General features: G+C 59.5%; 19 protein-coding genes. 11 read left to right on the top strand and 8 right to left on the bottom strand.

What is annotated here, in order from left to right; genetic code table 11:
* Window positions 1-52: 52 nt before the first annotated feature.
* From ccoG to KT71_RS08445, 5 genes are read left to right on the top strand one after another with little or no spacing between them, the layout of a single operon-like run.
* Window positions 53-1462 carry a cytochrome c oxidase accessory protein CcoG gene (ccoG, locus tag KT71_RS08465; RefSeq protein ID WP_008295841.1) on the top strand — a complete coding sequence of 470 codons (1410 nt, stop codon included), beginning with the start codon at window positions 53-55 and terminating at the stop codon, window positions 1460-1462.
* A gap of 36 nt (window positions 1463-1498) precedes the next feature.
* Window positions 1499-2014, top strand: coding sequence for a FixH family protein (locus tag KT71_RS08460; protein ID WP_008295842.1), 516 nt, complete (start codon window positions 1499-1501; stop codon window positions 2012-2014).
* 41 nt (window positions 2015-2055) lie between these two features.
* Complete coding sequence (locus KT71_RS08455; RefSeq protein WP_008295843.1) at window positions 2056-4497, top strand: heavy metal translocating P-type ATPase; 2442 nt, start codon at window positions 2056-2058, stop codon at window positions 4495-4497.
* 5 nt (window positions 4498-4502) lie between these two features.
* Window positions 4503-4733: a cbb3-type cytochrome oxidase assembly protein CcoS gene (gene ccoS / locus KT71_RS08450; protein ID WP_008295844.1), complete on the top strand. Its 231-nt coding sequence runs from the start codon at window positions 4503-4505 to the stop codon at window positions 4731-4733.
* Window positions 4723-5457, top strand: coding sequence for a sulfite exporter TauE/SafE family protein (locus KT71_RS08445; RefSeq protein WP_008295845.1), 735 nt, complete (start codon window positions 4723-4725; stop codon window positions 5455-5457). The genes ccoS and KT71_RS08445 overlap by 11 nt, the downstream gene beginning before the upstream one ends.
* Here the strand turns inward: KT71_RS08445 and KT71_RS08440 are convergent.
* Together KT71_RS08440 and KT71_RS08435 are read right to left on the bottom strand one after the other, a co-directional pair.
* On the bottom strand, window positions 5454-5732 hold the full coding sequence (locus KT71_RS08440) for a hypothetical protein (protein ID WP_008295846.1): 279 nt from the start codon (window positions 5730-5732) through the stop codon (window positions 5454-5456). The genes KT71_RS08445 and KT71_RS08440 overlap by 4 nt on opposite strands.
* 151 nt (window positions 5733-5883) lie before the next feature.
* A complete protein-coding gene (locus tag KT71_RS08435) occupies window positions 5884-6585 on the bottom strand; it encodes an OmpW/AlkL family protein (RefSeq protein ID WP_023659477.1) in 702 nt (233 codons plus the stop codon).
* A 180-nt stretch (window positions 6586-6765) separates the two neighbouring features.
* Between KT71_RS08435 and KT71_RS08430 the strand changes: the two genes are divergently transcribed.
* On the top strand, window positions 6766-7497 hold the full coding sequence (locus KT71_RS08430) for a trypsin-like serine peptidase (protein WP_008295848.1): 732 nt from the start codon (window positions 6766-6768) through the stop codon (window positions 7495-7497).
* Here the strand turns inward: KT71_RS08430 and KT71_RS08425 are convergent.
* From KT71_RS08425 to KT71_RS08410, 4 genes are read right to left on the bottom strand one after another with little or no spacing between them, the layout of a single operon-like run.
* Window positions 7463-7846: a hypothetical protein gene (locus tag KT71_RS08425; protein ID WP_008295849.1), complete on the bottom strand. Its 384-nt coding sequence runs from the start codon at window positions 7844-7846 to the stop codon at window positions 7463-7465. The genes KT71_RS08430 and KT71_RS08425 overlap by 35 nt on opposite strands.
* A 29-nt stretch (window positions 7847-7875) precedes the next feature.
* Window positions 7876-9546: a 5-guanidino-2-oxopentanoate decarboxylase gene (locus tag KT71_RS08420; RefSeq protein ID WP_040362261.1), complete on the bottom strand. Its 1671-nt coding sequence runs from the start codon at window positions 9544-9546 to the stop codon at window positions 7876-7878.
* 1 nt (window position 9547) lies between these two features.
* Window positions 9548-10495, bottom strand: a complete 948-nt coding sequence (trhO, locus tag KT71_RS08415; protein WP_008295851.1) for an oxygen-dependent tRNA uridine(34) hydroxylase TrhO — start codon at window positions 10493-10495, stop codon at window positions 9548-9550.
* On the bottom strand, window positions 10495-10827 hold the full coding sequence (locus tag KT71_RS08410) for a BolA family protein (RefSeq protein ID WP_023659475.1): 333 nt from the start codon (window positions 10825-10827) through the stop codon (window positions 10495-10497). Before KT71_RS08410 ends, trhO begins: the two co-directional genes overlap by 1 nt.
* Window positions 10828-10932: 105 nt before the next feature.
* On the opposite strand from KT71_RS08410, the gene KT71_RS20470 reads away from it, so the two are divergent.
* Together KT71_RS20470 and KT71_RS08400 are read left to right on the top strand one after the other, a co-directional pair.
* On the top strand, window positions 10933-11787 hold the full coding sequence (locus tag KT71_RS20470; RefSeq protein ID WP_023659474.1) for a hypothetical protein: 855 nt from the start codon (window positions 10933-10935) through the stop codon (window positions 11785-11787).
* Window positions 11788-11791: 4 nt separating this feature from the next.
* The gene (locus tag KT71_RS08400) at window positions 11792-12286 is read left to right on the top strand and encodes an RDD family protein (RefSeq protein WP_008295854.1); all 495 of its coding nucleotides are present in this window, start codon (window positions 11792-11794) and stop codon (window positions 12284-12286) included.
* A gap of 78 nt (window positions 12287-12364) precedes the next feature.
* Here KT71_RS08400 and lptG read toward each other — a convergent pair whose 3' ends face one another.
* Window positions 12365-13423, bottom strand: a complete 1059-nt coding sequence (gene lptG / locus KT71_RS08395) for an LPS export ABC transporter permease LptG (RefSeq protein ID WP_008295855.1) — start codon at window positions 13421-13423, stop codon at window positions 12365-12367.
* Window position 13424: 1 nt separating this feature from the next.
* Entirely contained in the window at window positions 13425-14513 is a 1089-nt protein-coding gene (gene lptF / locus KT71_RS08390) for an LPS export ABC transporter permease LptF (protein WP_008295856.1), read from the bottom strand.
* A 100-nt stretch (window positions 14514-14613) separates the two neighbouring features.
* Between lptF and KT71_RS08385 the strand changes: the two genes are divergently transcribed.
* From KT71_RS08385 to KT71_RS08375, 3 genes are all read left to right on the top strand, one after another.
* Complete coding sequence (locus tag KT71_RS08385; protein ID WP_008295857.1) at window positions 14614-16107, top strand: leucyl aminopeptidase; 1494 nt, start codon at window positions 14614-14616, stop codon at window positions 16105-16107.
* Window positions 16104-16532 (top strand): DNA polymerase III subunit chi, encoded by a 429-nt coding sequence (locus tag KT71_RS08380; protein WP_008295858.1) that lies wholly within the window; start codon window positions 16104-16106, stop codon window positions 16530-16532. Before KT71_RS08385 ends, KT71_RS08380 begins: the two co-directional genes overlap by 4 nt.
* Window positions 16533-16609: 77 nt before the next feature.
* The gene (locus KT71_RS08375) at window positions 16610-19375 is read left to right on the top strand and encodes a valine--tRNA ligase (RefSeq protein WP_008295859.1); all 2766 of its coding nucleotides are present in this window, start codon (window positions 16610-16612) and stop codon (window positions 19373-19375) included.
* Window positions 19376-19395 lie beyond the last annotated feature (20 nt).

Below are 19395 nucleotides of genomic sequence, written 5' to 3'. Positions count from 1 at the left end.
GGGGTTTAACGCCACGGGAGTGGCCACTCAACATCAGTAGTGGTGAAAAACTATGTCTGACCCGGATCTCATCAACGTACAGGAGATCGCCCCCTCGGAGGTCGCTGAGCTCGACCTCTATCAGAAGCGCGAAAAAATTTACACGCGCAAGATCGAAGGTTTCTATCAGCGACTCCGCATGTTTACCGGCTGGCCCATGCTCCTGGGCTACTACTGCCTGCCATGGATCAGTATCGGCGGTCGTCAGGCAGTGTGGTTCGATCTGCCCGAGCGCGAGTTTCATATTCTGGGCCTAACCTTCTGGCCCCAGGATTTTTCCCTTCTGGCGTTCTTACTCATCATCGCGGCTTTCTCTCTCTTCGCGGTCACCGTCTCGGCGGGACGCGTCTGGTGTGGCTACACCTGCCCGCAAACCGTATGGACCAGTATGTTCATGTGGGTAGAGCAGAAGCTTGAGGGCACCCGCAACCAGCGTATCAAGCTGGACAAACAACCCTGGTCTCTGAATAAAGCCTCGCGCAAGCTGGGTAAACATGCCGCCTGGCTGTTTATTGCCTTTATGACCGGTATGACCTTTGTCGGCTATTTCTACCCTATCCGCGAGTTGAGCTACGAATTGGCGACGCTGACCACGGGAAACTGGCAGCTCGTCTGGACAGCATTTTTCACTCTGGCGACCTACGTTAATGCAGGATGGATGCGCGAGCAGGTCTGCAAGTACATGTGCCCCTATGCACGATTCCAGTCCGTAATGTTTGATGCGGATACGCTGATTGTTTCCTACGACGCCAAACGAGGAGAACCCCGAGGCTCACGTAAGAAATCCCTTGCGCACAAAGAATCAGGACTCGGGGACTGTATTGACTGCGAACTCTGTGTCCAGGTCTGTCCCACGGGCATTGATATTCGCGACGGGTTGCAATACGAATGCATCGGCTGCGCCCTGTGTATCGATGCCTGCAATTCCGTAATGCGAAAAATGGGCTACGATCCCGGTCTGGTGCGCTACACCAGCGAGAGAGAGCTCGAGGGAGGAACAACACAATGGTTCCGTCCACGCATCATCGGTTACATCGTTATGCTCAGCCTGATGGTAGGGGTCTTCAGCTACAACATCGCTTCACGTATTCCCCTGGAGCTTACGGTCATACGGGATCGCAACAATCTCTATGTGGAAACGGCAGACGGTGGCGTCGAAAACATCTACCGGCTTCACATCGTCAATATGGATGGTTCGCCCCATAAGTACGTACTCCGCCTCGACGGCCTGGAAGGCGCCACAATTAAGGGGGACACCCGCTATGCGCTTGACGCCAGCGAAGATCGAGAGGTGACACTGCGTGTGGCAGCCAAAGCCACCGATTTGAGCACTCCCAGCACCAGCTTCACCTTTGAAATTGTTGCCGAAGATATGCCCTCCCTGCGAGCAAGTACCGAATCGCGATTCATGAAACCGCTATAGTGACTCATCACTTCCCCAGCATTGGAACAGGCAAGCATGTCTCACGGCAGTAAACAGACGCCCCGGCGTGAAGATACGGAAGCCTGGTACCGGCAATTCTGGCCCTGGTTTCTTATCGCGCTGCCGGGCTCCGTGGTAATTGCCGGGCTGAGTACGCTGTACATCGCAAACCGCTACTCCGACGATCTCGTGGTGGATGAGTATTACAAAGACGGTCTGGCGATCAACAAAGAACTGGGCAAGCAGGCCGCCGCCGAGGAGCTTGGTATCACTGCAGAGATCAAGGTACTGGGGCGCCGGGCGCAGGTGCGCCTTGCCGGCGCCATAGCACCTGGCGATCTTAGTTTGCGCTTCTCCCATCCCCTGGAGGCAGACCGCGATTTTCAGGTTGCCCTCTCGGCGGTAGCGCCCGGTCTTTATCAGAGCGATATCCCCGCCGATCTCTCGCCAAACTGGCACTGGATACTTGAAGCGCCGGATAACGCCTGGCGCGTCGACGGCTCTCTGAGCAACCGAGACTTCATCGCTGTTAGCGGCGACAGCTCGCCCTGAGCGATGTCTCTGTTTTTTCCAAACACAGGGCGGAAGCGCCCTTGAACAGCGCCGAACCCCTGGCGATTCCCAGCGAAGTGCATTGCTTTCACTGTGGCGAGGACGTACCCGAGGGTGCTGACTTTCGCATCGATATCGCCGGGCAACCCCGCGACATGTGTTGTCCCGGCTGTCGTGCCGTAGCCAGTATGATCGCCGAGAACGGACTGGAGCGTTTCTATGAGCAGCGCACCGCATTCAATGAGCGACCGGGGCTGGATCCCCTATCGCCCGCGCCCGAATTTGTCATCTACGATGACCCCGCCCTCGCGGAGCAGTTTTCCCGCGTGGACGCATCAGGACATATTGACGCACGGCTCCTCATAGGTGGTGTCAGCTGCGCTGCCTGCACCTGGCTCATCGAGACAACGCTAACGCGCACGCCCGGCGTGCTGCGGGCAACGCTCAATCTTGGACAGAATCGATTGGATGTCTCCTTCGACCCCGGGCAGCTAACCATGAGCGATGTGTTTACCCGCATTGCCAGCCTTGGTTATCGCGTTCAGCCCTGGCAAAGCAATCTTCGACAGGAACAGGCCAAAGACGAGTACCGTACCGATCTTCGCCGTTTAGCAGTCGCGGGTATCGGCATGATGCAAGTGGGCATGTTCGCCATTGCACTCCATGCGGGCGACATTCAGGGCATCAGCGCGGATTACCAGCAACTCATGCGTCTGTTCAGCCTGCTCGTCACAAGCTTTGTGGTAGCCTACTCCGCACGGGGATTCTTCGAAAGCGCCTGGCGTCATCTGCAATTCGGGGCACTGGTCATGGATCTCCCCGTGGCTCTGGCTATCGGCCTGGCCTACTGCGCCAGCGCCTTTGCCACCTTCAGTGGCTCCGGCGCCGTGTATTTCGACTCCGTGGTGATGTTCACTTTCCTCCTGCTCCTCGCCCGCTTTCTGGAAAAACGCCTGCGCTACCGGGATGCCATGGACTGGCAGGACGCGGAACAAACGCTCCCCGATGCCGTGCAGGTCTGGCGAAACAATCAGTGGACAACCATCCCCCGGCGCAGCCTTTCCGAGGGCGAACGGGTCCTGGTCCGCGCAGGTGACACCCTTCCCATTGATGGCACCGTTGAGCGTGGCACCGGCAGCGTGCGGGAGGACAGTTTCAGTGGCGAAGCCCTGCCCCGTTCCGTGACGATTGGCGATACGGTTTACGCAGGCACGGTGAACCTTGAGGAGTCCCTGGAACTCAGAGCCACAGGTAGCTACGCAGAGACCCGTCTGGCCGCACTGCAACGTTCCATTGATCAGGCGCAGAAGGACAAACCCGCCATCGCCCGGCTCGCTGATCGCATCGCTTCACGATTCATCGCTGGAATTTTGCTCATCGCATCCCTCACGGCCTTTGTCTGGTGGAGCATTGATCCCGACAAGGCGCTGTGGATCGCGCTCTCGGTGCTGGTGATCAGCTGCCCCTGTGCCCTATCCCTGGCGACCCCCGCAAGCCTCGCCAATGCCACCCACCTCCTCCGCCGCCGAGGTGTGATCGTAAATGGTGAAAATGCCCTGGAGTCCCTGGCAAGTCTTGATGTGGCTCTCTTTGATAAAACCGGCACGCTCACCAGCGGCGACTTTGCCCTGAAGACCGTACTTCCCCTGAGCGAGGGATGGGATGACGCTACCATCCGGGCAATCGCCGCATCTATGCAGCGCCATTCCAATCACCCCCTGGCAAGCGCTTTCGCCGCCATGGATCTCCAAGGCGATGTAGGGGCCGTGAGCTACCGGCCCGGGAAAGGTCTGGAAGGACGCTATGGGGGGCGACAACTGCGCCTGGGATCGCTGCATTTCTGCAAGGAAATAGCGCCGGAGCTTCCCCCTGAACCGAAGGAAGCGCTGTATTGGATTGCCCTTTGCGAAGAGAGCCAGGCTATCGCCTGGCTGGGACTGAGCGATGAGATCCATGGGGAAGCATTGCCGGTGCTCGAGCATGTTAGAGCCAAAGGTGTCGCCACGGAGCTCCTCACGGGTGATGCCTCGCAGCGCGCAACGCAGCTGGGCACTTCGCTCAAATTTGAGCGCATAGCAACCGGTCTATCCCCCGAAGACAAACTGGCGCGGCTGACCACCCTCCAGGAGGCCGGGGCCACGGTGCTCATGGTCGGCGACGGTCTCAACGACGCGCCGGTATTGAAGCGTGCCGATGTGTCCATCGCTGTCGCCGGCGCCACGGATCTTGCCAGGGCCCAGGCTGATTTTGTCATCATGGATGGTGATCTCAGGCAAATCACCCAGCTGGTCAATACAGCGCAGCGCACGCGGCAGATTATTATTCAGAATTTTTCCTGGGCATTGGCCTACAACGCTCTGGGCATACCCCTTGCAGCCATGGGATGGGTGCCGCCCTGGGCTGCGGCCGTCGGCATGTCTCTCAGCTCTCTGCTGGTGGTCGGTAACGCGGCCAGGCTGCGTCGCACCGGCCCTGTAGAGTAGATCACATGGAGAGTCTGTACCTACTCATCCCCGTGGCCATTGTTTTTGCCGTCATCGTGATTCGTCTTCTGCTCTGGGCCATCGACAGTGGCCAATACGATGACCTGGATAAGGAAAGCTGGCGAATCCTGGCTGATGAGGACATCGGGGAAACCGGAGAAAACGACAGGCAGGAAGACAGGCAGAAAGACAGGCAAGACAGCAGCAGGAGCACCGGCACTAACGATGATCAGTAACGATCTTCTGGCCGCCCTGGGTATTGGTCTGGCAGGAGCAGGACACTGCCTCGGCATGTGCGGTGGTATCGCCGCCGCCATCAATCTCGGCGGCAGGGGCGGTACCGCCACCACCATGGCCTATCACGCGGGTCGGCTGAGCAGCTACGCGGCCCTCGGTGCTCTCCTCGGCGCCATCGCCGGCAGTATTAACCTGGCCCAGTGGACCATGGCCCTTCGCTATCTGGCAGCCTTCCTGCTCATCGGCATGGGGCTGTCTATAGCCGATTGGTGGCGGGGCATGTCCAGACTGGAAAGCCTCGGTGCAAAACTCTGGAAACCCGTGCAGAAGCTATCATCCCGGCTTCTCCCCGTGCGCCATTGGTTTCAGGGTTACCTTCTGGGTTTATGCTGGGGCCTGATGCCCTGCGGCCTTATCTACAGCGCCCTGGCATGGTCCGCAACGGCCCAGGACATGGCCCGCTCGGGACTACTGATGCTGGCCTTTGGCGTGGGTACGCTGCCCGCAATGCTTACCACCAGTTTTGGGGCAGGAGGCATCCAGGCTCTCCTGAGGCGTCGTGGCCTCAAACTTCTTATCGCTGTTTTTCTTATCGGGTCGGGGTGTTGGTCCCTCATGATGACCTTTAACCATGGAGGGCATCTGAATCGCCCTATCGCCGCAGAGCCGCAGCACAACGCGACGCCCGGACACGGGGCACCCATGGACCACTCCCAGCACTAGGCGCCGTAGTCCTCCGGGCTCCTTGTGTCTTTATCCGGCGCTGAATCTTGGGCAGTTTTTCGCGCTGTTTTTTCTTCGGGTCCAGACGGCGCGCTGGACCTTACCCCAGGCGTTTCTCTCTGCAATGCATCATGAGCTGCCTGTCGCCCGAGCCCTTCGGCCCTGCGCATTTTCTGTTTTTTATGAAGCGGCCCCAGGGTCGCAATCAGCCAAAACACCGTGCCGAGGACCAGCACCACGGCGAAGACTGTCAATCCCAGTAAAGCGAAATTCATGGTTCCTCCAGAATCTTCCCGCCCCCAAATTGAGGTGTTGACGCTAGCACGATTCACCAAACATTTTGTCCGCCGCGAAGGCAAAAAAAACCCCGCTGAGGAGCGGGGAATCACAGGGGATGACGTTCACCGCGCCACCTTTCTCAAAGCCTCAGAACTTGTAGGCAACACCGACGTTGTAAACCCAGGGATCAATATCCACATCAAAGCTTACGGTGGCGTTGGCACCACTACCTGTGGTGACGTCGATATCAGCGGTGGTCCCGATATCGATGTACCAGACACCCAGATTCAAAGCCCACTTGTCGTTGAGGGGAATGTCCACGCCGGCTTGCGCCGCCAGTCCTACGGAATCGTCCAGGGACAGTTTCGCGGAGGTCACATCCAGGAGATCACCCAGCACTGCGCCAAGTTCGTTGTCGACTTTCTCGCTGAAGAAGGTGGTGTAGTTAACGCCCAGTCCCAGATAGGGCTGCCAGCCCTGCATGCCACCCCGGGGATACCACTGAATGCTCACCGTTGGAGGCAGGTGCTTCGTAGAACCTGCGGCAACGGGCAGGTCTGCGAGATCAATGTCGTGTTCAAAAGGCGTCGCCGCAAGCAACTCAACGCCCCAGTTGTCGGACATCATCCAGACCCCCATGAGGCTGATCGCGGTGCCATCATCCACATCCACGCCGCCAGGCAGGACCGTGGGGGGATCCGTTGGAAGCTCGATGGGGTCACTGTCACCGGAGGGAGCGACGGTCGCGATACCTCCACGAAAGATAATATCGCCCTGTTCGTAGGCCTGTGCGCCCATGCAGGCAATTCCCAACCCGGCCGCAACGGCAAGGACAAGCTGTTTCTTCATAATGATGTCACTCCTTTCCCTAAAATAAATGCCCATGGGCACCCTATGTATGCATCATAAAAGCGCAGGGACCCGCAAGCATTGATATCGGTCAAGGTTATGACTTGCCGTGTATAGTCATGAAAAACCTGTGCCGAGAGATCGAAGCGCAGCTAAGAAACCACCAGAGAGACCCGTTTTTTGCCATTCGCAAACGCTAGTGTCCTGATCAAACGTCTCCTTATCCCGAGCATCGCCTTCCTCGTCACAGGCTCTGCCCTGGCGACGGAGGTCATGGAGACCTCCGAGTTCTCCGACGCTGCGCTGGCAAGCGTGGGCAAACTCCATGTTCCCGGGCAGCGCTTTGAGGACGGGTACGTGAGGCACTTCGATGAAGACTGCTCGGCAACGCTGATCACGGACGATGCGAAGTCCCAGAGCTCAACACTCATCGTCAGCGCCTGGCACTGCCTTGAATTTTATCGTGACACCAGCAGAGTACTGACCTTTGAAACCGCCGGCGGCGAGACCCGCACCGCAAACCTCGTTGCCAGTGGGGGCAGTATGTACAGTGACTGGGCGCTCCTACGTCTCAACGCGCCTCTTCCCTACCCGGCAGTTATCGCCGTGGAAGGAAAGGTAGCCACGGACGCTCTGGTTATGGCGGGCTATCCGCGCCGCAGCTCCGGGGCCACCAAGGTACTGGAAACGGTTCGGGACTGCCGCATCACGGGCAGGGATGATCGGGACATCACAAGCGACTGTGTACTGCAGAAAGGTGCTTCGGGCGGGGCTGTATTCCTGGGAGGACCGGAGACGCGCTATTTGGGGGTGATATCACGCGGCGACGGAGAGTCTCAAAGCATCTACGTACCTCTGGCGCGCTTTCGCGCGAAAATCAGCGCTCATTTGGAGAGTGGTCGTCTTCCCTAGTATCGGCTGCATCGGCAGCGCTTGCCACGTCGGCCCGCGTTGCGCGCAGCATCTCTTCCACTTCATCCACAGCGCGATCAATGGTGAGCTCTCCGCTATCGGCGTGGTCATCAAACAGGTTGATCATTCGGTCGGAACGCCGCCCCAGAAGCATGAGACGCAGATACAGGCTGTGTTCCACCTTGGGTTTGGTGAGCGCGTCAATGCCAAAGGCGACGAGGCTAAGAGGACTGAGTAAAAAATCCCGGAGCGCGTCAGCAGCTAGTTTGAGTTGAAAAATGAGCACATGCCGCAACGCCGCAGAGGTAGTCACGCGACCATCATCATCGCCATCGTCATTGCTAAACATGATTCATCTCCCTCAGGCGGTCGCCCGGCTTAATACCAGCTATCTACGGGGCCACTGAGAAAAGCGGACTCGGGCAACTCCAGCACTGCGGGGATACCCTTTGACTGCGCCTCCTTCAAAGCTTCCGGGAGCGCGTCGGGAGACGCAACGCGCCGGGCAAAACAACCCAGGGCAATGGCGGCCGCTACAAAATCCGGCGCGTCGATATCAACGCCGATGGGCGTAATGGCATCGGCCAGCATGCCCTCGCGTATCTCCCGATAACCGTTATTGTTCCAAAGGAGCACAATGATCGGCAGTTTTTCCTGCACCGCAGAGGCCAGTTCCATAAAGGTAAATTGCGCGGCGCCATCGCCGATGAGGGCCACCACCGGCACCTCTTCGGGCAATACCCTTCGCGCCCCCAGGGCGGCAGGTAGGGCATAGCCCAGAGTTCCACCACCCGTGGCGGAGTGAAAGTAACGACGCTCGGCACAGGCCTCGTATTGCCACACGGCATAATAAGTGGGCAGAGTGCTGTCACCCACCAGGCAAAGACCCGGCAGTGATTCCTGAAGGTCGTCAAAAAATGCCTGGATCTCTGTATTCCAGTGTTTTTCCGTTAACATCGCCGCGCGGGTCGCGGCCACGCGCGCTGCTCCGGAGCCCTTTCTGCCGCCATCTTCCGGGAGGGAACCAAGAGAGAGGGGCGAGAGAGGCGAGAGGAGCGAAAGAAGCGATGCAAGGCTCTGGCGGGCATCACCACAGAGCGCCAGATGGGGTCGCTGATTGCGGCACATCTGCGCCGGGTCAATATCGATCCTTGCGAGCCAGGTCGGGTTTGCAAGCTCACCCAGAAACAGCATGTCGTAGTCTGTTTCCCCGAATTCCGTGCCCACGGCGAGGACCACATCGGAGGCCGCGATCATTTGCCGTACCGTGGTCAGGCTTGCACTGCCCCCGACCAGAAGCGGGTGCCCCCGGGGTAAGAGGCCCTTGGCATTCACCGTGGTGACCACCGGCAGATCCAGTCGCTCGGCGAGTTCCCGTATTTCCGCGCCGGCGCCCACCGCGCCGCCGCCTACAAGAAGCATTGGGGTTTCGGCATCACACAAACGCTCAGCCAGGGTCTTGAGTCCGTCGCTGTTCGCCGCCGGAGGGAGTACGGGGGGCCAGGGAACCGTCGACACGGCGCCGGCGTCCTGGGTAATGACATCCAGGGGAATCTGAATATGTACCGGTCCCGGTCGCGCGCTGGAGAACACAGCGAATGCCCGTGCCAGCACCTTGGGTAACTCCTCGGGATCCATAAGGGTGTGGCTGAAGCGACTGCACTGAGCGGCGAGGGCCGACTGATCCGGCACATCGTGTAAGCGCCCCTCCCCCATACCCAGATCCCGACGGGCCGCCACCGCGGTGACCACCAGCATGGGCACAGAGTCCGCCAGGGCCTGCATCATAGGCGTTATCGCATTGCCGAGACCGGGACCCGAGATCAGAAAACAGGCGGCGGGCCGTCCGGAGGCGCGAGCATAGCCATCGGCCATAAACGCGGCGCCCTGCTCATGGCGGGGGGATATATGTCGAATCGAACTGTTGTCCAGCCCCCGGTAAAGCTGCACGGTGTGATTCCCGGGAATACCAAAAACCGTATCAATACCGTAGGCCTCAAGGAGCCCTACCAACCGCTCGCCACAGCTTACTGCTTCTGCCGAGTTCAACTCATAGGCCCTCTGCCTGCTCCGGATGGGGCGACGGCAGCGCGCTTTCACCGATATGCTGCTCCCCCCGGGCTTTGGCGAGGTCCACCTGGCGCTGGCGTTCTGCGAACCGCGCTCGCTGCTCATCACTCTGCTTGTCGATGCAGTGGGGACAGCTCACGCCTTTGACGTAAGCCGCCGAACGAAGATCCTCATCGCTGATGGGATGACGGCAGGCGAAGCACTGATCGTAACTCCCCTTCTCCAGATCGTGATTGACCGCGACGCGGTCATCAAAGACAAAGCACTCACCCTCCCAGCTACTGGTCTCCTGCGGAACCTCCTCGAGATATTTCAGAATACCTCCCTTGAGGTGGTACACCTGGTCAAAGCCCTGCTCGAGAAGATAGGACGAGGCTTTTTCGCAACGGATACCGCCGGTGCAAAACATCGCAACCTTGGGGTTCTTACCGGGATCCAGATTCTCTTCCACCCAGGCAGGAAAATCCCGGAATGACGTGATACCTGGATCCACGGCTCCGCGAAAACTGCCAATGGCACACTCGTAGTCGTTACGGGTATCGATGAGCGTTACCTCGGAGTCTGCCAACACGGCATCCCACTCACCGGGCGTTACGTAGGTGCCGACAACGCGATTGGGATCCACCTGGGGAACACCCATGGTGACGATCTCTTTTTTGAGCTTTACCTTCATGCGGAGAAAGGGCTGCTCGTCATGGAGAGATTCCTTGTGCTCAAGATCCTCAAGCCGCGGGTCCGAGCGCAGCCAGGCGAGCACCGCATCCATGGCTTCCCGACTGCCCGCTACGGTGCCGTTGATCCCTTCTTCGGCGAGGAGCAGCGTACCCTTCAGCCCGTGGCTACGACACTGCTCAAGAAGCGGCTCCCGCAGGGCCTTGTAATCCTCAAGGGCGACAAACTTATAGAGGGCTGCAACCACCACGGCCATCAGGGCTTTGCTCCGCTGTCGGCCTTGCTACCCCCCAGGCAATCGGGGGACGCCGGTGCTTCGTGAGTTCTCTCCTGCCATTCCCGGGGATCGTAAAGGTGCATCGCCAGGGCATGAATGGGCCCCGCGAGCAGTGCCGCCAGCTCCTTGTACACCAGCTGATGGCGGGCGACGGCGCGTTTGCCTTCAAACGCTGAGGATGCCATGACCAGCCGAAAATGGGTTTCCGAGTTTGCCGGCACGCTGTGCATATGACTCTCGTTGGCCAACTCAAGCCACTGGGGCGAAAACGCCGCCTGCAGTTGCGTCTCCAATTGTTCTTGAACTCTCATAAAATCTCCTGAAATCCGCTCGGGATTATACGCTCCACGCAGCGCGCTTTCAGCGCCTGTTGCCAAAGGATTTCCCGCAACCCGGGGAAGCTCTATACTCAGGGCATGGCTAAAGATACTGAAGAGCGCTACGACATCGCCTTTGCGGGTGAGTGCCTTGAGGGGAAAGACCCCCAGGCAGTTCGCGTCGCTGTGGGAGACCTGTTCAAGGCAGACGAGGCTACCCTTGAGCGCCTGTTTTCGGGCACTCGACAACGCATCAAGCGAAATTGCGACAAGGCCACTGCGCTCAAGTATCAGAAGAGCCTTGCTCATGTTGGCGCCAAGGCGATTATTACCCGGGCAAGCAGTCCCGGCGACGCGCCCTCCGGGCCCGCAGCCACAGCGACACAGGGCAAGGCATCAACGGCCCCGCTAGCCACATCTACATCTTCGTCCACACCTTCATCGCCATCTACATCTCCAACCGAATCGGCCGGGCAGGAGGCAGCGTCCCCTCAGAACGCCGATGAGGCTTTTGAGTTATTGCCCGGCGGCAGCGATATTTTGAGACCCGAGGAACGCATCGTTCACGAGGACGCGGGGGTAGACCTCAGTCATTTGTCCCTGGCAGAGGCCGGTGAAACCCTCGGCGTTACGTCCGCCGTTGATGCACCCGCAGTGAGCGTACCGGAGTTAGCCGTAGCGGAACCGGGTGCGCGCATGGCCCCTGAGGACGGAACACCGCCTCCGCCGGCACCAGACACCTCCGCTCTCGACCTGGCGCCGACGGGCGCAGATCTTGTGGACCCCGCAGACCACGATGTAGCCCCCCCCGCGGTCAATACGGATCATCTGAACCTTGCGGAGTCCGGCAGCGATTTACTGAACGCCGATGAGCGCCCGGTAGACGATGCCGAGGCGCCGGATACCAGCCACCTGGCCCTGGACGCCAGTGACGACGCAACGAAAACCGAGTAGCACTGTGAATACCGATACCCTCCCCGCCCCGGCGCTTCCGCGCCGTCTTGCCGCCATTGTTTACGACTCTCTGCTGGTCATTCCGCTCATCATGGTTTGCGTGGCCATAGGACTGGGTATCCGACAGCTTCTGGGGAGCGCGGCGGACAGTCTCCTTCCGGCAACGGTTGTTCAAATGATCGCCGTGTTCAGCTGCATCGGGTTTTTTGGCGTGTTCTGGTTGAAAAGCGGCCAGACGCTGGGCATGCAGGCCTGGCGACTGAAGCTGGTACCCATGCCCGGGAATGAATTGAGCTTTGGCCGCGTGGTGACCCGCTGTCTGTCAGCGCTATTGTCGGCCCTGTGCCTGGGCCTGGGGTATTGGTGGTGCCTGTTTGATAAACGAAAGCGCTGCTGGCACGACTACCTGTCGGGGACCGAGTTGGTGCTGCTGCCCAAGAAGTCCAAAAAATCCAAAAAACCGGAAAAGAACGACAGCGGGCAGGGTACAGACACGTAGCCCTGAGCAGTACCCCAACATCCCGCGTGCTTGACTCTCGCCTGTCTTTCGCCTGTCTCGCCTGTCTTTCGCTAAACCTCAGGCCTTGCGCAACAGATAAAGCCCCACAAGAACGCAACTGAGCACCGGCGCCAGGGCGGCGTAAAGAGGCGGAAACCCAAACACCAGACTCGCCGGCCCTAAAAGATCCTGGCTGAGCTGAAACAGGATGCCCACCATCACGCCGGCAAAAATCCGAAATCCCAGGGTGCCGTCGCGAAGGGGCCCGAAAACAAAGGAAATGGCTATAAGCACCAGGGCAGCCACCGCCGCGGGTTGCATGAGCTTGCGCCAGGTCGCCAGCTCAAAGTCCGCAACATCCTCACCCTGAGAACGGAGAAAGGCCGCGTAGTCGACAAGATCCACCAGGGTCAGCTGCGAGGGCGCGACATTTTCCAGGGACAGGATCTTCGGGGTGATGTTACTCGGCAAAAAGAGCGCCGGGGCCGACGCTTTACGGACACGGTCCCTGGAAAACTCACTGCTTTGCACGTCCCGGAGGCGCCAGCCCTCGCCGTCGTAGCGTCCACTGTCGGCAAACAGCGCGCGCTGCATCCAACCGTCTTCCTCAAACTCGTAAGCGGTTACGCCGAACACCTCGTTGTCCGGAGCAATAGCCTGTACGTGAAAGAACACCGCGCCGTCCCTGCGCCAGATACCCTGCTCCGTGTCCACCTGCCTGCCGGCATACCGGGCGATGGCCCTGCCGCTCTGGGCCTGCTGCTCGGCCTTTGGAGCGATGTATTCGCCCAGAAGAAATCCAAAGACCGCGATGACCAGCGCCTGCTTGAGAACCATCCAGGCCAGACGCCCGTTGGAGATCCCGGCGGCGCGCATCACCACCAGTTCGCTGGTGGATGCGAGTTGACCGAGGCCGATCAGGGCACCGATGAGCGCGGCGAAGGGTATGAACTCATACACCCGTCGTGGCATGGTGAGCATCACGTAGCGTCCGATTTCCGCAAAACCATAGCTGGCACTGCGACTATCCGACTCATCGATAAACGCCGACAAACCGTCGATTCCCACAATCACCAATAACACCAGGAGGATGGAAAGCCAGACCGTGCGCGCTACATAGCGGTTCAATTTGCGCATATCAGGCTCCCCGCAGCCTTCTCATGCGATCGGGGCCAAAGAGCAAAAGGAGCGCCAGAGCAAAAAAACCCAGATGCAGGAGATACATCTGGTACGCCGGCGCGTCACCCTCGGCAACACTGGTACGAATGCTTGCCAGGGCAAAGAGATAAGAAAGATGCAGAAGCAGGGCTGGAGCAAGTTTGATGTAGCGCCCCCGGCGATGGTTGGTTTTACTCAGACTCAGGGCTAGAAGAGCAACCACCGGCACCATAAGCGCCACGGATAGTCGCCAGTGAAGCGCTGCTCTGTCCTCGGCATTGTCAGAGTCCAGGAGCGCTGCCGTCGGCTTTGCGTCCACGGGTTCACTGCGCGCCATGGAAGGCGTATCGGGGAGTCGCTGCCCGAAGGTACCGAAACGCACAATCCGGTAGTCAGCGCGTCCGGGCGTGCCGCTAAAGCGATAGCCGTCCCGGAGTTCGAGATAGCGCACGCCGGACTCGGGATCGACAACGACGGAGCCCCGCCGGGCTACGGTAACGCCGGCCACCTCTGTATCCGCCGTGCGATCTTCCGGGGCGTACAAGAACACCTGGTCCAGCTCTCCCGCTTCGGGATCGATATCCGCCGCATAGGTCACCGTACCGTCATCCCCCCGGGGCTGGAAACGCCCCGCCGCCAATAGCTGAAGTCCCTGGAGTGCCTGAGGATCATTCAGCAGCGCTTCACTGCGCGCGACACCCTGGGGCGTTACCAGCAAGGACAAACCGGCAACCACCAGCATAATCAGCAGCGCGGGGGCCAGGGTAAAGCTCGCCAGTTTTGCCGGGCCCACGCCACAGGCGCTGAGAATCACCATTTCACTCTCAACGTAGAGCCTGCCGTAGGACATGAGGATGCCGATAAACAGGCCCAGGGGAAGAAGCAGCTCCAGAAAACCCGGCAGGCGATAGAACATCACCGGCAGCAGAATTTCCGCGGCCAGCTTTCCCGATGCGGCCTCCGCAAGATACTTCACGAAGCGACCCGTCAGAATGATGGCCAGGAGCACAGAGCTCACCGCCAGGGTATGCCCCAGTACATCGCCCGCCAGATACCCACGCAATTTCATGGAGACTCCGGATCGGATCGGCTAATGACGTGTCTGGAGAGTTCAGTTTGCACGCTGTTCATCTTACACTAGGGCTTCCTATCTTTTAGAGAGATTCACCATGGCAGCACTTCGCTTTTCCGCCAGCGACCCACAAAAGGCCTCCGCCAAATCCACCCAATGCGCAATCCTGCCCGTGGGCAGCTCCCTGCGACTTGATGACGCCGGCCGCGCCCTCGCAAAGGACAGCGCGGGTGTGCTCTCGGCAGCCCTCAAGGGTGGGGAGTTTAAAGGACAAGTAGGAGAAACGCTGCTTATCCACGGCCCCGGTGACGCTGAGCGTATTCTTCTCATTGGTGCGGGTGACGGAAAACTCGGCCGCGGTGATTACCTGAAGCTAAGCCGCTCCCTGGCCCGCGCCCTCCTCGCCAGCAAAGCGAAGGATGCACAGATGCATCTTGGCGCCCTCAAGGTTAACAGCGGCGACTGGGACTGGCTCTGCCAGCGTCTCGCAACAGATCTTGTATATCACGGTTATCGCTATGCCCTGACGCTGTCCAAGCCGAAACCGGCGCCCAGCCTCACGCGCTTTGCCCTCCTGAGTGGTGACCCGGCCCTCGTGCGCCGGGCAAAAAGCGCCCTGAACCGCGGTGCCCAGGCGGGTGCCGGCATCAATCTGGCCCGGGAACTGGCCAACCTTCCGGCCAATTACTGCACCCCGGAACACCTCGCTAAAGAAGCGCGCAAACTGGCCCGCAGCAATGCCAAGGCGAGCTGCAAAATCCTGAACGAAAAAGCCATGGCAGAGCTGGGTATGCACTCCCTGCTGTCGGTAACGGCGGGAACGGCGACGCCCGCGAAACTCATCGTCCTGGAATACAAGGGCGGTAAGCGCGGAGCAGCGCCCCATGTTCTCGTGGGAAAAGGCATCACCTTCGACAGTGGTGGCATCTCGCTGAAGCCCGGCGCCAAAATGGACGAGATGAAATTCGACATGGGCGGCGCGGCGAGTGTTCTGGGAACCATGCAGGCCGTCATGGAAATGGCCCTGCCAATCAATGTTGTCGCCATTATTGCTGCGGCGGAGAACATGCCCAGCGGCACCGCCACCAAGCCCGGCGACGTCATTACCTCCATGGCGGGCATCACCATTGAGGTGCTCAACACCGACGCCGAGGGTCGCCTCGTGCTCTGCGATGCTCTGACCTATGCCGAGCGCTTCAAGCCGGCAAGTGTCGTGGATATCGCGACTCTTACGGGCGCCTGCGTGGTCGCCCTGGGCAGCCATGCCTCGGGCTTGTATGCCAATGACGACAAGCTTGCGGACCAACTCCTTGAAGCGGGCACCACAAGCCACGACCGCGCCTGGCGAATGCCTCTGTGGGAGGACTACCAGCGCCAGCTCGACAGCAATTTTGCGGATATGGGCAACATCGGAGGCCCCGGCGGCGGCAGTGTCACCGCCGCGTGCTTCCTCTCCCGCTTTGCCACAAAGTACAACTGGGCACACCTGGATATCGCCGGGTCCGCCTGGGACTCGTCCCCCAAGGGTGCAACGGGGCGCCCCGTAGGTTTGCTCACGCAATATCTCTGCGATCGGGCGTCGGCTGATTGACCCGCGTCGGCTTCTACATCGTAGAAAATACCGATACGAGCAGCCGCACGCGCCTGGCGCTGCGGCTTACGGAGAAGGCCCACAAGCAGGGCCATCGTGTTTTCATCAACAGCGAGAATGAGGCGCAGGCCCGGGAGCTTGATGAGCTTCTCTGGACCTTCCGGCCCGCAAGCTTTCTCCCCCACGCCCTCTGCAGTGACGATAGCTCGGAGCAAATCTGCATTGGCTGGGGGCAGGAGCCCGCAGGGCACGACGATCTGCTCATCAATCTGCAGTTATCGGTGCCGGATTTCATCGGGCGTTTTCAGCGTGTCGCGGAACTGGTTAACCAGGAGCCCGCCAGGCTGGAGGCCCTCCGGCACTCCTGGCGGCACTATCGCGAACGGGGCTACGCGTTGGAAGAACATCGCCTCCCCAGCGTATAATTCGCGCTCTTTTCTAAACCCTCGCATTCTCGGGAATACCGACATCCCCGACGCTCCATGAGACTGACACTTTAATGATGGACAAAACATTTCAACCGGCTGAGCTGGAACAACGCTGGTACCAGCAATGGGAAGACGCGGGCTACTTTGCTCCCCAGGGCGGCGACCAGGCCTTCTCCGTGATGATCCCGCCACCCAATGTCACGGGCAGCCTTCACATGGGTCACGGCTTCCAGGAAACCATCATCGACGCCCTGGTGCGTTATCACCGCATGGCGGGTTACGACACCCTGTGGCAACCCGGTACGGATCACGCGGGCATCGCCACCCAGATGGTGGTGGAGCGTCAACTGGCGGCCCAGGGCAAAGATCGCCATGAGATGGGCAGAGAAGCCTTCATCGAAAAAATCTGGGAGTGGAAAGCCAGCTCCGGCGGTACCATCACCCAGCAGTTGCGACGCCTCGGCGCCTCCCCGGACTGGTCCCGGGAGCGCTTTACGATGGATGAAGGTCTTTCTGCGGCAGTGCAGGAGGTCTTTATCCGGCTGTACCGGGAAGGCCTGATCTACCGGGGCCAGCGTCTCGTGAACTGGGACCCGGCGATTCACACCGCGATTTCCGATCTCGAGGTTATCTCCGAGGAAGAACAGGGCAAACTGTGGCATTTCCGCTATCCCCTCGCCGACGGTTCCGGCCACCTCACCGTAGCGACGACCCGTCCGGAGACGATGCTTGGCGATGCCGCGGTAGCCGTGCACCCCGACGACGAGCGCTATGCGCATCTCGTGGGCAAAGAGATCGCCTTACCCCTGTGTGATCGATCCATTCCCATTATTGCCGACGACTATGTGGATCCGGAGTTCGGTACCGGCTGCGTAAAAATCACCCCCGCCCATGATTTCAATGATTATGAGGTAGGCCAGCGTCACGGCCTGCCCCTCATCAATATTTTCGACGACGACGCTGCCATCAACAATCAGGCGCCGGAGTTCTATCGGGGCATGGATCGCTTCACGGCAAGGGAAAAAATCGTTGAGGATTTTCGCCACCTCGGGCTCCTGGAAAAGATCGACGATCACGTGCTGAAGGTTCCCCGGGGGGATCGCAGCGGCGTGATTATCGAGCCCTACCTCACGCAGCAGTGGTATGTGGATGCCAAAGCCCTCGCCGGACCGGCGATCGAAGCGGTAGAAAGCGGTCAGATCGAGTTTGTTCCCAAGCAGTGGGAGAACACCTATTTCGCCTGGATGCGGGATATTCAGGACTGGTGTATCAGCCGACAGCTCTGGTGGGGACATCGTATTCCCGCCTGGTTTGACCCCGAAGGCAATATTTATGTCGGCGCCGATGAGGCGAGTGTCCGCGCCGAAAACCGCCTGGACGACAGCCTGCCCTTGCATCAGGACGAGGACGTGCTCGATACCTGGTTTTCTTCCGCCCTCTGGACCTTCAGCACCCTCGGCTGGCCCGAGGATGAGGAGATGCTGAAGCGCTTTCATCCCACGAGCGTACTGGTAACCGGCTTCGACATCATATTCTTCTGGGTCGCGCGCATGATCATGATGACCCTGCATTTTCGCGGGGAAGTGCCCTTCCGACAGGTTTACGTCCATGGCCTCGTTCGCGACGCCGAGGGCCAGAAGATGTCCAAGTCAAAGGGCAACGTGCTGGACCCCATTGATCTCATCGACGGCATCGACCTTCCCACCCTGGTCGAAAAACGCACCTCCGGTCTCATGCAGCCGCAGCAGGCAGAGCGTATTCGCGAAGCAACCCGTTCCCAGTTTCCCAATGGCATCAACGCCTACGGTACGGACGCCCTGCGCTTCACCTTCTATTCCCTGGCTGCCACGGGCCGCGACATCAAGTTTGATATCGGCCGTATCGAGGGCTTTCGAAACTTCTGCAATAAAATCTGGAACGCAGCCCGCTTTGTGCTCATGAATTGCGAGGGCAAAGACTGTGGCGCTGACGAAAGTCTGCCCTACACCCTGGGTACCGCGGAGCGCTGGATTGACAGTGAACTTCAGCGCACCCTGGAACGGTTCCGCAAGTCCATTGCTGACTATCGCTTCGATCTGGCTTCCCAGGCCCTTTACGATTTCATCTGGAACGAGTACTGCGACTGGTACCTCGAACTGTCCAAGGTAGCCCTGCGCGATGAGAGCGATCCGGCGGTGGCCCGAGGCATCCGACGCACTCTGATCCGCACCCTGGAGCAAAGTCTACGGGCTCTCCATCCGCTCATGCCCTACATCACCGAAGAAATCTGGCAGAACGTTGCGCCCCTCGCCGGCGTGACGGGTCCAACGATCATGCTTCAGAGTTTTCCCGTAGAAGACCCCGACCGCATCGACAGCGATGCCGTCGCAGACATAGCCTGGCTCAAGGGCTTTGCTCTCGCGGTACGGACAATCCGCGGAGAGATGAATATACCACCGGGCAAACGCCTGTCGGTGCTGCTTCGCGAGGGCGATCGTGAGGATCCCCGGCGCATCGCCAGCCTTGAGGCCCAGCTAAAACAGCTCGCAGGACTGGAGAGTATTGCATGGCTGGAAGGCGAAGCCCCCGCCTCCGCTACGGGGATTAGTGGGAATCTGGAAATCCTGGTGCCCCTGGCAGACATCATTGATCCGAAAGCAGAGCTTGCGCGCCTCGACAAAGAGGTGGAAAAACTTCGCGCCGAGTTGAAACGTATTGAAGGAAAACTGAATAATGAAGGTTTTGTGGCAAAGGCCCCCGCAGAGGTCGTCGCAAAGGAACGGGAGAAACTGCGGTCACAGCAGGCGTCTCTCGAAAAGCTGCTGATGCAAAAGCAGCAGTTAGGTAACATCCCGACCTGAACTGGCCGCAGAGTCAGTTA

This window comes from Congregibacter litoralis KT71, assembly GCF_000153125.2.
GTDB lineage: Bacteria > Pseudomonadota > Gammaproteobacteria > Pseudomonadales > Halieaceae > Congregibacter > Congregibacter litoralis.
This window is presented reverse-complemented; position numbering and strand designations above follow the sequence as displayed.

What these genes read in the sequence shown, in the direction of transcription:
- trhO (WP_008295851.1), bottom strand. Translation starts at nt 10,495, where the DNA reads ATGGCCGTGGTGGTTGCAGCCCTCTATAAGTTTGTCGCCCTTGAGGAT.
- KT71_RS08425 (WP_008295849.1), bottom strand. Translation starts at nt 7,846, where the DNA reads ATGTTTAGCAATGACGATGGCGATGATGATGGTCGCGTGACTACCTCT.
- KT71_RS08460 (WP_008295842.1), top strand. Translation starts at nt 1,499, where the DNA reads ATGTCTCACGGCAGTAAACAGACGCCCCGGCGTGAAGATACGGAAGCC.
- KT71_RS08385 (WP_008295857.1), top strand. Translation starts at nt 14,614, where the DNA reads ATGGCAGCACTTCGCTTTTCCGCCAGCGACCCACAAAAGGCCTCCGCC.
- lptF (WP_008295856.1), bottom strand. Translation starts at nt 14,513, where the DNA reads ATGAAATTGCGTGGGTATCTGGCGGGCGATGTACTGGGGCATACCCTG.
- KT71_RS08375 (WP_008295859.1), top strand. Translation starts at nt 16,610, where the DNA reads ATGGACAAAACATTTCAACCGGCTGAGCTGGAACAACGCTGGTACCAG.
- KT71_RS08410 (WP_023659475.1), bottom strand. Translation starts at nt 10,827, where the DNA reads ATGAGAGTTCAAGAACAATTGGAGACGCAACTGCAGGCGGCGTTTTCG.
- ccoG (WP_008295841.1), top strand. Translation starts at nt 53, where the DNA reads ATGTCTGACCCGGATCTCATCAACGTACAGGAGATCGCCCCCTCGGAG.
- KT71_RS08445 (WP_008295845.1), top strand. Translation starts at nt 4,723, where the DNA reads ATGATCAGTAACGATCTTCTGGCCGCCCTGGGTATTGGTCTGGCAGGA.
- KT71_RS08440 (WP_008295846.1), bottom strand. Translation starts at nt 5,732, where the DNA reads ATGAATTTCGCTTTACTGGGATTGACAGTCTTCGCCGTGGTGCTGGTC.
- KT71_RS20470 (WP_023659474.1), top strand. Translation starts at nt 10,933, where the DNA reads ATGGCTAAAGATACTGAAGAGCGCTACGACATCGCCTTTGCGGGTGAG.
- ccoS (WP_008295844.1), top strand. Translation starts at nt 4,503, where the DNA reads ATGGAGAGTCTGTACCTACTCATCCCCGTGGCCATTGTTTTTGCCGTC.
- lptG (WP_008295855.1), bottom strand. Translation starts at nt 13,423, where the DNA reads ATGCGCAAATTGAACCGCTATGTAGCGCGCACGGTCTGGCTTTCCATC.
- KT71_RS08435 (WP_023659477.1), bottom strand. Translation starts at nt 6,585, where the DNA reads ATGAAGAAACAGCTTGTCCTTGCCGTTGCGGCCGGGTTGGGAATTGCC.